The organism is Rhodoferax fermentans (genome assembly GCF_002017865.1).
GTDB lineage: Bacteria > Pseudomonadota > Gammaproteobacteria > Burkholderiales > Burkholderiaceae_C > Rhodoferax > Rhodoferax fermentans.
The window spans coordinates 1,179,615-1,194,966 of the sequence record NZ_MTJN01000002.1 but is presented as its reverse complement, the minus strand read 5'-3'; the positions used below and the strand labels follow the sequence as shown (position 1 = coordinate 1,194,966).

General features: G+C 60.9%; 11 protein-coding genes. 3 read left to right on the top strand and 8 right to left on the bottom strand.

Going from position 1 to position 15,352, the window contains the following annotated elements; translation table 11 throughout:
* Nucleotides 1-178 precede the first annotated feature (178 nt).
* The 6 genes from RF819_RS05815 to RF819_RS05790 all read right to left on the bottom strand — a co-directional run bounded on the left by RF819_RS05815 (nucleotide 179) and on the right by RF819_RS05790 (nucleotide 7,642).
* Nucleotides 179-1,564, bottom strand: a complete 1,386-nt coding sequence (locus RF819_RS05815; protein WP_078364101.1) for a sigma 54-interacting transcriptional regulator — start codon at nucleotides 1,562-1,564, stop codon at nucleotides 179-181.
* Nucleotides 1,561-2,136 (bottom strand): hypothetical protein, encoded by a 576-nt coding sequence (locus RF819_RS05810; RefSeq protein ID WP_244899874.1) that lies wholly within the window; start codon nucleotides 2,134-2,136, stop codon nucleotides 1,561-1,563. Before RF819_RS05810 ends, RF819_RS05815 begins: the two co-directional genes overlap by 4 nt.
* A gap of 64 nt (nucleotides 2,137-2,200) precedes the next feature.
* A complete protein-coding gene (locus tag RF819_RS05805; protein WP_078364099.1) occupies nucleotides 2,201-3,622 on the bottom strand; it encodes a sensor histidine kinase in 1,422 nt (473 codons plus the stop codon).
* A gap of 815 nt (nucleotides 3,623-4,437) precedes the next feature.
* The gene (locus RF819_RS05800; protein WP_078364098.1) at nucleotides 4,438-5,139 is read right to left on the bottom strand and encodes a hypothetical protein; all 702 of its coding nucleotides are present in this window, start codon (nucleotides 5,137-5,139) and stop codon (nucleotides 4,438-4,440) included.
* Nucleotides 5,140-5,142: 3 nt separating this feature from the next.
* Nucleotides 5,143-6,282 (bottom strand): ATP-binding protein, encoded by a 1,140-nt coding sequence (locus RF819_RS05795; RefSeq protein ID WP_078364097.1) that lies wholly within the window; start codon nucleotides 6,280-6,282, stop codon nucleotides 5,143-5,145.
* A gap of 424 nt (nucleotides 6,283-6,706) precedes the next feature.
* On the bottom strand, nucleotides 6,707-7,642 hold the full coding sequence (locus RF819_RS05790; protein ID WP_078364096.1) for a LysR family transcriptional regulator: 936 nt from the start codon (nucleotides 7,640-7,642) through the stop codon (nucleotides 6,707-6,709).
* Nucleotides 7,643-7,743: 101 nt separating this feature from the next.
* Here RF819_RS05790 and RF819_RS05785 point away from each other — a divergent pair, with 101 nt between their 5' ends.
* Both RF819_RS05785 and RF819_RS05780 read left to right on the top strand, forming a co-directional pair.
* Nucleotides 7,744-8,073 (top strand): nuclear transport factor 2 family protein, encoded by a 330-nt coding sequence (locus RF819_RS05785; protein ID WP_078364095.1) that lies wholly within the window; start codon nucleotides 7,744-7,746, stop codon nucleotides 8,071-8,073.
* A complete protein-coding gene (locus RF819_RS05780) occupies nucleotides 8,070-8,852 on the top strand; it encodes an SDR family oxidoreductase (RefSeq protein WP_078364094.1) in 783 nt (260 codons plus the stop codon). Before RF819_RS05785 ends, RF819_RS05780 begins: the two co-directional genes overlap by 4 nt.
* Nucleotides 8,853-8,965: 113 nt before the next feature.
* Here RF819_RS05780 and map read toward each other — a convergent pair whose 3' ends face one another.
* Nucleotides 8,966-9,760, bottom strand: a complete 795-nt coding sequence (map, locus tag RF819_RS05775) for a type I methionyl aminopeptidase (protein WP_143541808.1) — start codon at nucleotides 9,758-9,760, stop codon at nucleotides 8,966-8,968.
* 485 nt (nucleotides 9,761-10,245) lie between these two features.
* Between map and RF819_RS05770 the strand changes: the two genes are divergently transcribed.
* A complete protein-coding gene (locus RF819_RS05770) occupies nucleotides 10,246-12,288 on the top strand; it encodes a putative bifunctional diguanylate cyclase/phosphodiesterase (RefSeq protein ID WP_158081236.1) in 2,043 nt (680 codons plus the stop codon).
* A gap of 128 nt (nucleotides 12,289-12,416) precedes the next feature.
* On the opposite strand, the gene ppc is transcribed toward RF819_RS05770, so the two are convergent.
* Nucleotides 12,417-15,287 (bottom strand): phosphoenolpyruvate carboxylase, encoded by a 2,871-nt coding sequence (gene ppc / locus RF819_RS05765; RefSeq protein ID WP_078364092.1) that lies wholly within the window; start codon nucleotides 15,285-15,287, stop codon nucleotides 12,417-12,419.
* Between the last annotated feature and the right edge of the window lie 65 nt (nucleotides 15,288-15,352).

Sequence of the window (15,352 nt, the reverse complement as noted above, 5' to 3'; positions counted from 1 at the left end):
AATAGATTAGGTGCTTTTTGAAATGGTTTGCCGCGAAAGCGGCGGGAAACCTCGATAAACCCCGCCGTTTTTGTCGCCAAACAGCGACAAGATCCAGGCGGAAAAGAAAAAATCTTTTGAAATCAACGGTTTGTCTTGTCGCCTGATAGCGACGCCTGTCTTTGCTGAGCGACAGACACTAGGCGCCGTGGTCGGCCTTGAACAGGCCGGGTGTCAAGCCGTGTTTTTGCATCAGGCGGTAAAACTCGGTGCGGTTGCGGTCGGCCAGCTGGGCGGCATCGGCCACATTGCCGTCGGTCAGCTTGAGCAGGCCCACCAGGTAATCGCGCTCAAAACGTTGTTTGGCCTCGGCAAAACTGAGCACCTCCACACTGGGTGAACGCAGGGCGCGCTGCACCAGGGTCAGCGGCACCAGCGGGGTGGTCGAGAGGGCGCAGACCTGCTCCACCACGTTGTAGAGTTGGCGCACATTGCCCGGCCAGGCGGCGGTGGTCAGCGCAATCAAGGCCTCGGGCGCAAAACCGCTCAGGCGTTTGTTGTATTTGCTGGCCAGTTTGACCAGGAAATGGTTGGCCAGCAGCGCGATGTCTTCGCGCCGCTCTGACAGTGGTGGCAAGGTCAGGGTCACCACATTGAGCCGGTAATACAGGTCGGCGCGGAACTGGCCCTCGGCCATGGCCTGGTCCAGGTCGCGGTGGGTGGCCGAGATGATGCGCACATCCACCGGCGTGGACTGGCTGGCGCCCAGCGGTCGCACTGTGCGCTCTTGCAGCACCCGCAACAGCTTGACCTGCAACGCCGAGGGCATGTCGCCAATCTCGTCAAGCAGCAGGGTGCCACCGTCGGCCGTCTGAAACAGGCCGATGTGGTTGGACACCGCGCCGGTGAAAGCACCCCGGACATGGCCAAACAATTCTGACTCGAGCAGGGCCTCTGGGATGGCGCCGCAGTTCACCGCAATAAAGGGCTTTTTGGCCCGCGTACCGGCCTGGTGGATGGCCCGGGCCAGCAGCTCCTTGCCAGTGCCACTTTCACCCCGCAGCAACACGCTGGCGTCCGACTGCGCCACCATGTGTGCCTCGGCCAGCACCTCGGCCATGCGGCTGGATCGGCTGATGATCTGGTCTTGCCAGGCGGGCGGGCTGCCGGGTCGGCTGGACTGCGACAGCGCGCTCAGCGACAGCGCCTGCGCAATCTTGTCGAGCAGCGCCTTGCCGTCAAACGGCTTGGTCAAGTACGAGAACACACCCCGCTCGGTGGCCTGCACCGCATCGGGAATGGTGCCGTGGGCGGTCAGCAGAATCACCGGCAGCGAGGGGTGCTGGGTACGGATGTCGTCAAACAGCGCCAGGCCGTCGCGGCCCGGCAGCCGCACATCACTGAGCACCAGCTGGGGCCGCTCGATAGACAACTGGGTCAAAGCGTCCTCGGCAGAGCGCACCGCACTGACCCGGTACCCGGCGGCAGTGAGCCGGATGGTGAGCAGGCGCAGCATGTCGGCGTCGTCATCCACCACCAGCAGGTGGGGCCCGGGTGCGGGCGGTGTGTTCAGCGGCGGGCTCATGGCGCGGGCGTGTGGTTGCCACGGCTGTTGGAGGCCGGGGTTTGGGGTGGGCGGCTGGTCAGACTGCGCTCGATCGCCTTGAGGGCTTCCAGCCGGTCGGTGGTCTGGTCGAGCCTGCGCTGCAGCTCACGCGTCTGCTGGTTTTGTTTGTCCAGCAAATCTTCCAGGCGGCGTTGCTCCCCCAGGCGATAGGCCAGTTGGCCCACCAGCGGGTGCAGCGCTTGTGCGCTGGGGTTGGCCAGCACCCGGCCCAGCAAGTCCTGGGCACGCTGGTACTCTGGCAACTGGCGAAACTGGCTCAGCACCAGGGCCAGCTGCACCTGGTCGGTGGGGCTGGCTGCGTCGCCGAGCCGGGTCACTTCCTGGCTCCATTCTGCGGGCTGCATGCGCCGCACCCGCTCGGCATACACCAGCAGGCTGAGGACGGGCTCAGACGTCTGCGGTGCAGTGTGTGCCACCGGCGGTGTCGGCTGGCAAAGCACCGAGCTGGCGGGCAGCGCTGGCGTGGCGGCTGGGTGCACCGTCGCACTGCCGCCCTGACCGACGGAACTGGCGCAACCTGCCGTCAACATGACCAGCGCGACAGAGGTCAACAATCCGGCTCGGCGCAGGCGACGAGGGGGCCGCGCACAACAATCAGGGTTTAAAAACATGGGGTAACTCGATTCTGAAATGGGCACCCACGGGGGCGGGCAGCAGCTCGATGCGCCCGCCGTGGGCGGCAATGTACTCATACACGATGGACAGGCCAATACCACTGCCGCGCACCACGTCGGTCGGTTGGCGTTCACCACGGTAAAACGGCTCAAAAATCCGCTCACGGTCCGCCTGCGCCACCCCCACACCCTGGTCGTGGATGTCGATGCGCACCAGACGCGGCAGCGTGCTCAGCTCCAGGCGGATCACCCCTTTGAGCGGAGAGTAACGGATGGCATTGGACAACAGGTTGGCCAGCACCGTGCCGATCTTGTCGGGGTCCAGCTGCACCAGCGTGGGCTGGCCGACCACCGTGACGGTGAGTTCGCGGGCGCGGCACTGCAGGCGCTGGGCGTCTGCCTGGGCTTCCATCAGCTGCAGCAGATCAATGGTCTGGCGGTGCAACTGGCGCGCCTCAAACGCGGCGGTGTTGAAGCGCAACAGGTCTTCAATCTGGCCCTGCAACACATTGGTGTTGTGGCGCAGGATCTGGGCAATTTCGCGCTGTTCGCGGTTGAGTTCACCGGCCACACTGTCTTCCAGCAGCGAGACGCCTTCGCGCAGCGAGGCCAGCGGGGTTTTGAGTTCATGCGAAATATGGCGCAAAAAGCGTGATTTGTCGGCATCGAGTTCCACCAGGCGCAGGCGCAACCAGTTCAGCCGCTGGCCAACCATGGCCAGGTCAGCCGGCCCCCGGATGGTGATGGTCTCATCGAGCCGGTTCTCACCCAGGTCCACAATGGCGTTTTCCAGCCGCTTGAGCGGCACCGTGAACCAGACACCAAACGCCAGTGCCATGGCCACCGCCAGCACGATGGCCCAGGTGACCTGCTGCGCCAAGTGGCTGCGGCTGTCTTCGAGCTTGGCCTCCAGCGCCTGGTTGCGCTGCTGGATGATCTTTTGCACCTGCACCGCCACGGCCGCATTAACGCTGGCCAGTTCACGAAAGCTTTGCGCCAACTCGCGCTCCCGGTCCAGCGCGGTCTCGGGCGGGCCGGTCAACAGATCGTTGACAGTCTGCACATGCGCGCGCCATTGCTGCGCGCGTTCGTGCGACAGGCCTGCGGTGCTCAGACTGTCCAACAGCGTGGTGGCTTCGCGCGCCTGCTCGGCCACACGGGTGCGCAGCACGCGGTCATCCAGCACCACCGACTGGCGCGAGGTGCGCTCCATCGACACACTCAGCTCACTGAGCGACTGGGCCAGCTGGCCCAGCTCCAGCGAGCGCGCCGCGCCGTCGCGGCTTTGCAGCGTGAGCTCTTCCAGCGTGAACAGGGCGCGCAGTGAGGCGGCCCCCAGCAAAGCGGCAATCAGCAAAAACGCGATCACCAGGAGTTGCCGGAACGAGAATTTCTGAAGCATGGGGTGGAGGGGCTGAAGGCGGGTGTAAAACTACTGTTTGTATAGCTATTGGCCCTTTATGAATAAGGGCTGGAGGCAGATTTCTTATATAGACAACAGGGCGGATGGGTCCATCACTGTAGCGCCGTCAGGGCCTGGGGCGTAACGCCATCGGTGGGTGGGCTGGCTGGTGTTCGTTGCGAAGGGGACATGGAACAAAAGGCAGGGCACACAACCGGATGGGTCGAAGTATGGCATGGCTTGAAAAAGCCCCAACTAGAACGGTTGTGGTTGGCAGGAGATGGGTTGGGGCGGCGGCCTCATACTGTCAAAGGCCCAGAAATCGGCCGCCACCCCAACCCATCCCCTGCTGGCGGGCGTCGTTGGAGATCGAACGTGGGCACCCGAAGTCTAGGGGGCAGATGACAGAGAGGTAGTGGGCGCTGTTGGTCAAATGAAAAAATGAGCATCCGGTTGGGGCCATGTGCCGTCTTTCATGAATGATCGCTACCGGTACATAAATTGGCTCGATTGCTGGTTCACTTTATCGCTAAGGAGTTTTCGTTACAGACCGAGTAATGCCGTTCGTTGTTGATGCCGCGAGCGGGGGGCCTTAATGGTCATTGATCGCGCGCCGGTGCCAATCAGTTGCTATGTGTGTCACCGGTCGGTTAGGGGATGCCTGCTTGGCTGTACCTTGATGGCAAATCTTGGCAGAGTCGACTGGCTCAGTAGTATTAGATTTTTCCGATACCTGTCCTTCGTGCAGAACAGGGCATACACCTCGCCGCTCAGAGGACAGATTGAGGCGGTCATGAGGCCAGGCGAAACGACGGTTACGTTGTAGCCAGTGTCGGTGGAAACAGCGCAGCTTCAAGACTTCCGATGAAGGCTGATAGGCTGGCCGATCTTAAGCGGGCGTTCGTGTAGAGCGACTCCATACAAAGCGCTTGGACTGTTCTACGTATATGGTCCCCGGTCTTTCTCCAAGCCCGCCCTTCGAGCTGGTAGATCGCGTTCAAGGTCGCGGCGGGATGGTCCCATGTGTGCCCGTAGCATTTGGCGACATCAAAGCCTGCCGCCACCAAACGTGGAACGGTCAAGCCAGCATGTATGCGTTCGAAGTGCGTAATCTCGTCCAGGAACCACGCCTCGACTTCCATCTCTGCGTAGTGTAGGTCGATGGGAACCGGTCCAGCCGGCAGACCGACATGCTTCGCTGCTTCCAATGCCGGAATCTCGCCTCGGAGAAATGGATACACATCCCTAACGCCGACGATTCGTGTGTAGCCCTGAGCGACCAATCCTGTATAGCGATCCAGAATCTGCGTCTTAACCTGACCATCAGTCGAGCAGTTTGCAACCAAAGCTGAAAGGGCGGCTCCGTTTGCGCCGCGTGACTCCAAGAAATGTAGTGTTCCACCAAACTGCTTGTGCAGATCAATTGCGATGCCACGTCTGCCGCAAAGGGAGATGAGCAACTCGACTGTCAGCTCGGTCTCTGTCAGACCTTCGACGAAAACCGCAACTTTGGTCATTTGCTAGTGAAAAGACTGCGATGTGAAGAAGTCGAAGTTGCTCAGACCTGTATATCGAAAATTTTTGAACGCTTCCGGTGAATTACGGGCAGTAAAGCCTTCCACTGTGCTGCCATCCCGCTTCAGCGCAACCCAGCTCTCAAGGGGGACCGCATTCATCACGAAGCGATCATTGCTTGTGACGATTACTTGGGCGCCGCCTTGTTCGGCCTTCTGCATCGTCAGCTCAATCGCTTTGCACGACCGTTCGTAGTCTAGGCCTTCGCCCAAATCATCAATCAGGATCAAACCGCGTTTGCCAGTAAAGGTTGCCCAATTCAGCTTGATGGTCAAGGCCAGGGCACGATACATGCCCTGAGACATCGTCAGTTGCGTGACGTGATCGGTAACACCTTCTTCGACCAGAGCCAATGCGATCAGAGAGGCCTGCGGCGCTGGAGATAGGATCGTTGAGTCCAATTGCTCAGCATGAACGGCCGTGACAGGAAAACCCAGTGCACGCATATCCTCCACGATTGCCTCATCGAACGGTTCGCCAAATTGGCGCCAACCATCAAGGTAGGTCTTCAGTGGGTTGTTGGGTTCATCTCCACCTGAGGACTGACCATTGGACTGTGTTTGGACGCTGGACTCCATCATAAATGTCAGCTTCCCGAACTCGCCGCCAAAAGCATATGTGGCAGACGCCTCTGCCCAATCGGCGAGCTCAACGATAAATGGATGCTGTAGTCGGTCTTTCCGACCCTGGAAGGCGATAGCCGTAGCCTCCATACTGAAGTCGAGAAATTTGCCCTCTTTTTCGTAGTAGACCTTACCCTCGCCAGAGGCGTCTCGCTCCAATCTTGGTTCGCCGTTCACCGATAGACGTTCAAGGAGAACAGCCTTCTGCTTGGTTGCCAGTTCGTAGACGTACTTGATGCCATTGATTAAGAACTCTGCATAGTAGTGGCCTGCCCCAGAATTCTCTGCGGTGCGCCTCCCGGTGAGGATCATCATCAGGCTGGTGGTCACATTGATGAGTCGAGACTTGCCTGTGGCGTTCTTGCCGACCACAAGATTCGACGTCCCGAAGTCGAGTGGCTTCAGCGTCCACTGGCGGGCCTCACCCTCGTACTCGATATAAGACAGCTTCTTCAGAGCCATGTGATGCAATCTCCAGACGAATTTTCGTAACATTGATGAGCACGTCGCTTATCCAGTATCGGCCCGGCCCCTCTTGGGCGTCGCTAGTGACAACATGCACCGGCTGGACTTAGTTGGACTCACCTTTGAGACCAAGCTCATTTTCCTCAATCCTTTTAGTTTAGTGGAAGGGCTTTTTGGACGGTCTGGGACGAAGTCACGAACCGAATGCCAAGACCGCGCGGTGACTCGCTGGCCAAGTGCGCCCGTTGGCGCCTCGGCAATCTGGTCGGCACTGTAGCTTGCGCTGAATGTCAGCTCGAAAGCCTTGGATCCGAATTTTTGAACGGCGGCTTCGGGGCCATTCTGTAATTTGTATTGACTTGCACTAGCTCCGACACTCAGCAATATCTCCTTCTAGAAAGAGCTGCGGTTCTATGAGCGGTTAGAGCGATGGGACACTGGACATTTGCTGGGATTCGGCCAAATCACGATCCAACAAACAATCGATAAAAGCGCTCAAAAGCGGTGAGGGGTGGCGGCGGTTTGAGTAGTACAGGAATAGCCCTGGCCGTGTGATGGACCAATCGGCAAGCACCTGCACCAGCTGTCCTTGGGCCAGATGGTCATCCACTCTTAGGCGTTCGAAGGCATAGGCAATGCCCATCCCTTGCAGCGCTGCGGCAACACCGATATCCGAGTTGTTGGTGACCAGTGGCCCTTCTGCGGCGATGTCGAGCCGCACTCCTTTTTTCTCGAACTCCCAGCGAGAGGCTTGGCCATCCATCTGAAGGCGCCAGTTGATGCAGGCATGGTTATGCAGGTCGGCGGGGGACTGCGGCGTGCCACGGCGCGCCAGGTAGTCCGGTGACGCCACGGCGATCATCTTCACGTCGGGGGTCAGGCGCACGGCGATCATGTCCTTCTCAAGCCGTTGGCCCACACGGATGCCCGCGTCGAAGCGGCCAGCAACGATATCGCTGAGCCCGTCGTCCACCACGATGTCCAGCAGCAACTCAGGGTGTGCCTGGTGAAAGCGACCCAGGCGCGGCGCAATGACCTGGCGGGCGGCCATGCCCAGCGTGTTGATGCGCAGTGTGCCGCTCATGCTGCCCGCCGCCGCGCTGGCCTCGGCCACCGCATCGGCCATGTCCTGAAACAGCGGGGCGATGCGTTGGTAGAGCTGCTGACCGGTTGCCGTGGGTGCCACGCTGCGTGTGGTGCGGTTCAACAGCCGCGCGCCGAGGCGCTCCTCAAGCTGGCGGATCGTCTGGCTCAGCGCTGAGGGCGACAGGCCCAGGTGCTCTGCTGCGCGGGCAAAGCTCGCGCGCTCGACCACGGCGGCAAAAGCCCTCAGTTCCGCAAAGTCCGATCCACGCATTGTGTATTTCTTTCTACATAACTCATTCAAATTCTAGGCTATTCACTAATTTGTAGGGCAGGTGCATCCTCACCACTTCACCAACCCAGGAGTTCGTCACCATGAGCACTTTGCACCTTCCCGATCCCATTGCTGCCTACTTTGCGGCAGACCAACAAAACCCTGAAGCGCTGGCCCGATGCTTCACAACCCACGCTGTGGTGAAGGACGAGGGCCACACCTACAGCGGTCTCGACGCCATCCAGGCGTGGAAGGCCGCGGCATCGGCCAAGTACACCTACACCAATGAACCCACCGCGCTGGAGCAGCGAGAGGGCTGCCACACCGTCACCAGCCGGGTTGTGGGCAACTTTCCCGGCAGCCCGGTTGATCTGCGTTACCACTTTCGCCTGGAGCGCGGCCTGATCTCTGCGCTGGAGATCAACGTATGAGCTTTGATCTTCAATTACAGGGCAAGCGGGCGCTGGTCACCGGTGGCACCAAAGGCGTGGGCGCCGCGGTGGTGCACGCTTTGTGGGATGCCGGTGTGCGGGTGATGGCCACGGCGCGCTCTGCGCCTGTGCACCCGGTTGACGGCGTGTTGTATGTGGCGGCTGACGTGTCGACCGCAGAGGGTGCAGCCGAGGTCGCGCAGGCGGTGCTCAGCCAATGGGGCGGGGTGGACATCCTGGTCAATGTGGTGGGTGGCTCCAGCGCGCCGGGCGGCGGTTTTGCGGCCCTGGACGATGCGCAGTGGTTCAAAGAGCTGAACCAGAACCTGATGCCTGCCGTGCGCCTGGACCGGGCGTTGCTGCCCGCCATGCTGGCCCAGGGCTCGGGTGTGATCGTGCACGTCAGTTCTATCCAGCGTCTGCTGCCGCTGCCGGAGTCCACCACCGCCTACGCGGCGGCCAAGGCGGCCTTGTCCACCTACAGCAAGGCCTTGTCGAAAGAGGTGACGCCAAAGGGCGTTCGTGTGCTGAGCGTTGCACCCGGCTGGATCGAGACCGACGCCGCCATCGCACTGGTCGAGCGCGTGGCAGCCCAAGCCGGCACGGATGCCGAGGTTGGCAAGCGGATCATCATGCAGTCGCTGGGGGGGATTCCACTTGGCCGACCTGCCAAACCCCAGGAGGTGGCGGACCTGATCAGCTTTTTGGTGTCACCCCGCGCGGGTTCGATCTCTGGTGCGGAGTATCTGATCGACGGGGGTACGGTGCCGACGATCTAGCGGCACCCGCTGTTCGCCTGGTGTTTACCCAGTTCACAAACCTTTTGGCCTTCTAGCCCTTATTCAATAAGGGCTGGTAGCTATTGTTTTTAAAACAAACGGCTTGTCGACAACTATCGCCCGTGGGCGGCTTTGAACTTGTCCCAACGCTCGACCTCACTGGGGCGCAGCGTCAGGATCTCGAATCCCGTGTTGGTGACCAGCACCGTGTGTTCCCACTGGGCCGACAGGCTGTGGTCTTTGGTGACCACCGTCCAGTCGTCCGACAGCACATGCACATCGGGCCGACCGGCGTTGAGCATGGGTTCAATCGTGAAGGTCATGCCCGGCAACATCAGGTCACCGCTGCCACGTTTGCCAAAGTGCCGCACTTCGGGTTCCTCATGCATGGCCGCGCCAATGCCGTGGCCACAAAAGTCGCGCACCACGCTGTAGCCGTGTTTGCCCGCGTGGGCCTGGATCGTCGCGCCGATGTTGCCCAAGGGCGCGCCGGGTTTGACTTCCAGAATGCCAAGGTAGAGGCTTTCCTGGGTGATGGTGGCCAGCCGTTTGGCGGCGATGCTGGGTTGGCCTGCGAAGTACATGGCGCTGCTGTCGGCGTGCCAGCCGTCACGCGCGGCCACCACGTCAATGTTGAGCATGTCGCCGTCTTTCAAGGTTTTGTCGCCCGGAATGCCGTGGCACACCACATGGTTCACCGAGATGCAGGTGGCATGTTGATACCCTTCGTAACCCACACAGGACGGCACGCAGCCATGGTCAACGATGTAGTCGTGGCAGAGTTTGTCGAGAAAAGCGGTGCTCACGCCGGGCTTCACATGGGCGCCAACCATCTCCAGCGCACCGACCAGAACTTGGGCCGCGTCGCGCATCTTTGCCAGATTCTCCAGACTCTTTGTGTGGCTCATCATCAACATCTCAACCGTCCTATCCATCCAAAACTCAAAGGGTAATAGCTTACCGTGCGAGCTGCCCGCAGGTGCCTGACGCTTTTTTGGCCATCTTTTTGGCCGGGCTATGTGTTTGTTCGCTCTCTGGCGGTGGTACGTGCCAGCGCTGCTGGCTGAGGTGCTGGGGGCGGCTTTGTCTGCCTACGCGCCGGGCGCCCATTCGATGGGGGACCTGCCCATGCCCACGCGTGGCTGCGGTGGTTTGGAAAGATGTTTATGATGGCACGCGGCATCTGACTTGCCCCTCTCAGGTCAATCCGGAGCTGTGAAGCTGGTGTTGGGCTGCTAGCGTCAGCGCCAGAGCCGAGGGCAGGAGACACCCTGGGGCCATCAGGCCCGAACAATCGTTTGGCAAACAAGCCAGCAAGGGAGCACCAGAACATGGCGTCAGCCTCAGTTTTTTCCTTGGCAAGATGAAGGCGCATCTTTGGGCGGAAGCCATTTTGCGTTCCCATCCGGACGGCATTGCCCTCATGGATGCGTGTTACGAGCTGCTGTTTGCCAATGATCAGTACCTGCGCATCTGGGGGTTTTCAGAGCAAAGTGCGTTTTGCATGACCAGCAGCGAGCGTTTTGAGTACCAGGTCAATCTGCTCGCCAACCCTGAAAAAGATGCTTTTGCGCTGCGCCTGATCGAGCAGGATGCGGTCTCGCAAAAACCCAACTACTTCCACCTGAAAGATGGCCGCTGGCTCGAGCGCATCGCCTACCGGCACATCGTGGGGGTAGAAGATCTGGGCTTTGTGTCGCAATGGCGCGATGTGACCGGCAGCCACCTGGAGAACCTGTCGGCTCAGCATGAGCGCGACCTGATGCACTCGATGATGGACAGTGTGCCCGACCAGATTTTTTTCAAGGACCGCCACAGCCGCTTTATCCGCATCAACACCAGCCTGGCCAAACGTTATGGCCTGGACGACCCGGCCCAGGCGGTGGGCAAATCGGATGCCGACTTCTACTCGGCCGAACATGCGGCCCAGACGCTGCGTGAGGAGCTGGAGATCATGCGCACCGGCGCTCCGGTGTTCAACCAGCTGCACCACGAGGTTTGGCAGGATGGTCGTGAATCCTGGAACGTCTCGATGAAGATGCCCTTGCGTGACGCCAACGGGGGCATCATTGGCACCTATGGCATCGCCCACGACATCACCGAGCACAAAAAAGCCGAGGCGCTGATCTGGCAACAAGCCAATTTTGACGCGCTCACCGGTTTGCCCAACCGCCGCATGTTGCGCGACCGCTGGGAGCAGGTGCTCAACACCCACAAACGCCATGGTCACGGGCTGGGGCTGCTGATCATTGACCTGGACCAGTTCAAGGAGGTCAACGACAGCCTGGGCCATGCCTTTGGTGACCAGCTGCTGGTGCAGGTGTCACGGCGTGTGGAAACCTGTCTGCGCAGCACCGACACCCTGGCACGCATGGGGGGGGACGAGTTCGCGGTGATTCTGACGGACTTGCTGCCTTGCGCCGACGTGGGGGACATTGCGCAAAAAATTGTCACCAGTTTTGGCGATGCCTTTGATCTGGGCGGCCACCGGGTGTTTGTGTCTGCCAGCATCGGCGTGGCGCTGTACCCGCAAAACGGGGAGAGCTTCGACGAGCTGCTGAAACTGGCCGACCAGGCCATGTACGAAGCCAAGTCCCACGGCAGAAACGGCTTCTGTTTCTTCACCAGCGCGTTGCAGGAGCGTGCCCACAAACGGCTGCGTATGGCCAGTGACTTGCATGTGGCGCTGGAGCAGCAGCAGTTTTACCTGGTGTACCAACCGGTGGTGAACCTCAGAGATGGCAGCATCCACAAGGCCGAGGCGCTGATCCGCTGGCAACACCCGCAGCGTGGCCTGATTCCGCCGTGTGAGTTCATCCCGCTGGCGGAGTCGATGGGCCTGATCAACGAGATCGGAGACTGGGTCTTTCACACGGCCGCGCAGCAGGTGCGCCTGTGGCGCAGCGAGTTGCATCCCGACATGCAGATTGCCGTCAACAAGTCGCCGCTGCAGTTCCAGAGCAAAACCGGGCCGACCCCCAGCTGGGCCGAGCACCTGAAGGCCGACAACATCGCGCCTGAAGCCATCGTGGTCGAGATCACCGAAGGTTTGCTGCTGGATGCGTCAGAGTCCGTCCAACGCCAGCTGCTGAGCTTGCGCCAGGAGGGCATGCGGGTTTCGCTGGACGACTTTGGCACCGGCTACTCGTCACTGGCCTACCTGCACCGCTTTGACATTGATTTCCTCAAGATCGACCAGTCCTTCATGCGGGATCTGGCGCCAGGCAGCAAAAACCTGACGCTGTGCAAAGCCATCATCCAGATGGCGCATGAGCTGGGCATACAGGTGGTGGCCGAGGGCATCGAAACCCGGTTGCAAAAAGACCTGCTGCAAGAAGCAGGCTGTGACTTTGGCCAGGGCTACTTCTTTGCCAAACCGCTGTTACCCGAGGATTTTTTGGTGTTTGCCCGCAGCGGGCAGACACCTGCGCCCTGAGCCGCCAGTCGGCTTTGTCCGGGGTTTAGATGCATTTTTGGCCTCTAGCCCTTTTGCAATAAGGGCTGATAGCTATTGTTTTTGAGTCAACCAGCCAGCCATCAGGCCAGCTGGTTAAGCCCCACCCATCAGCCCGTGTTGCGCAGGCCCGCCGCGATCCCGTTGATCGAGATGTGGATGCCGCGTTTGACACGTTCATCACTCAGGCCAGCACGGTGGCGGCGCACCAGCTCCACCTGCAAGTGGTGCAGTGGGTCGATGTACGGGAAGCGGTGGCGGATCGAGCGTTGTAACGCTGCGTTGTGCGCCAGACGCTGTTTGTCCCCGGTGATCAGCTCCAGCGCATGGGTGGTGCGCTGCCATTCCTGCTCGATCGCGGTGAAGATCTTCTTGCGCAGTTTTTTGTCGGTCACCAGCTCGGCGTAACGGCTGGCCAGCGCCAAATCACTCTTGGCCAACACCATGTCCATGTTGGACAGCAGGGTTTTGAAGAAGGGCCACTGGTGTTCCATGGTTTGCAGCAGCGCCAGCTGTTTCTTTTGCTGCTTGGCCGGTGTTTTGTCGCCCAGAGGTTTGAGGAACTGTTCCACCGCCGAACCAAAGCCGTACCAGCCCGGCAAGGTCAAACGGCACTGGCCCCAGCTGAAGCCCCAGGGAATGGCGCGCAGGTCTTCAATCTTTTGCGTGGCTTTGCGCGAGGCCGGGCGTGAGCCGATGTTGAGTTCGGCAATTTCGCGGATCGGTGTGGCGCCAAAAAAGTAGTCGGTGAAGCCCGGGGTCTCGTACACCAGCGCCCGGTAGGCCGCCATGCTGGCCAGCGACAACTCGGCCGCAGCTTCCAGAAACGCCGGCTCAGCCGCCTGGGTCGGGTGCAACAGGGTGGCTTCCAGCGTGGCAGCGACCAGGGTTTCCAGGTTGCGACGGCCAATTTCGGGGTTGGCGTATTTGGAGCCAATCACCTCACCTTGTTCGGTCAGGCGGATCTGGCCGCGCACGGTGCCCGGGGGCTGCGCCAGGATGGCTTCGAAGCTGGGGCCGCCGCCGCGCCCGACCGTGCCGCCCCTGCCGTGGAACATGCGCAGCTGGATGAATTCCTTGTCATCAGGCGTCGGGTGGTCGCGGTTGATCTCGTCAAACACCTCCACCAACGCCAGTTCACCACGGTACAGCTCCCAGTTGCTGGTGAAGATGCCGCCGTCCTTGTTGCTGTCGGAGTAGCCCAGCATGATGTCCTGCTCGCCATACTGGTCGGCATGGCCGCGCTGCACCATGGCCAGGATGCCGGGCAGGGCGTAGAAGGTTTTCATGATCGGCGCGGCGTGGCGCAGGTCGTCGATGGTCTCAAACAGCGGCACCACAATCAGGTCACAGGTGGCGTTGTCACAGTCCAGCGTGCCGCGCATCAGGCCCACTTCTTTTTGCAGCAGCATCACCTCCAGCAAGTCACTCACGGTTTCGGTGTGGCTGATGATGTAGTGGCGAATGGCCTGGGCGCCGTAGCGCTCGCGCATGGTTTTGGCGGCCTCAAAAATGGCAATTTCGCTGAGCGTATGTTCGCTGTAGGGCGCACCGACCACACGCAAAGGCCGGGTTTCGTTGAGCAGCTTGAGCAGCAGCTGGCATTTGGCTTCTTCGTCCAGACCGGCGTAGTTGGGGGTGACGCGGGCCTGGGCCAGCAGCTCGGTCAGCACCGCTTCGTGCTGGTCGGAGCTTTGGCGCAGGTCGACCGTGGCCAGGTGGAAACCAAACACCTGGATGGCGCGCATCAGCGGCTGCAGGTGCTGGGTCACCAGTGCCTGGGCATGTTGCGCCAGCAGCGAGGCCTCAATCACCTTCAGGTCGGCCAGCAGCTCTTGTGCGCTGGCGTAGGGGTTTTGGGGTGGCACCGCGTAGTGCGGCGCCTCGGTGCCGGTCAGCGCCTTGAGGGTGGCCGCCAGGCGGGCGTACACACCAATCAGCGCGCGGCGGTAGGGTTCATCCTTGCGGTGTTCGCTGGTGTCGGCTGAGCACTCGGCCAGGGCCTGCATCTCGGGCGAAAACGCCATCAGCATGGCCGACTGCGACAGATCACCGCCCAGCAGGTGGATCTCGGCCAGGTAGTGGCGGATCGCCACATCGGCCTGGCGGCTCAGGGCGTGCTCCAGGGTGTGGGCGTTGACATTCGGGTTGCCGTCGCGGTCACCCCCAATCCACTGGCCCATGCGCAGGAAGTTGGCAATCGGCTGCTGGCCCAACGCCTGTTCCAGGTGGGCGTAGATGCGCGGGATCTCGCGCAGGAAGGTTGATTCGTAATAACTCAGCGCGTTGTCCACCTCGTTGGCCACGGTGAGTTTGGAAAAACGCAGCAGCCGGGTTTGCCACAGCTGCAGCACCCGGGCGTGCAACTGGGCCTCGTTGTCGGCCAGTTGTTGGGGGGTGAGTGCGTCGTTGGGCACCTGGTAGGCCAGGGCCTGGGCCAGGATGTCATCACGCTGCGCCAGCAGTTTGGCGATGTCGCGCTCGGCATCCAGAATACTTTTGCGCTGCACCTCGGTCGGGTGGGCGGTCAACACCGGCGAGACATAACTGTGCGCCAGCATCGCGCTGATGGCCTGCGGTGTGATGCCGCCTTCGGCCAGGCGCTGCAGTGTTTTGCCGATGCTGCCTTCGCGCACTGCGCCCATGCGCTGGTGGATGGCGCGGCGGCGGATGTGGTGGCGGTCCTCGGCCAGGTTGGCCAGGTGGCTGAAATAGGTGAAGGCACGCACCACACTCACGGTTTTGTCCCCGCTGAGCGACTTGAGCAGCTTGCTCAGGGCCTTGTCGGCCTCGTGGTCGGCATCACGGCGAAACGCGACGGACAACTGGCGGATTTTCTCGACCAGTTCAAAGGCGGCCTCGCCCTCTTGCTCGCGAATCACGTCACCCAGAATGCGACCCAGCAGGCGGATGTCGTCGATCAGGGGTTGCTCGGTGCTGATGGGGCTGGTTTTGGGGCGTGGGGAGCTGGTTTTTGTCATGGCAGTTCTGTGGTTGAGCATGCTATTTTCAAGCAAGACTCATGCTAGCATTCTCGACTGCATCG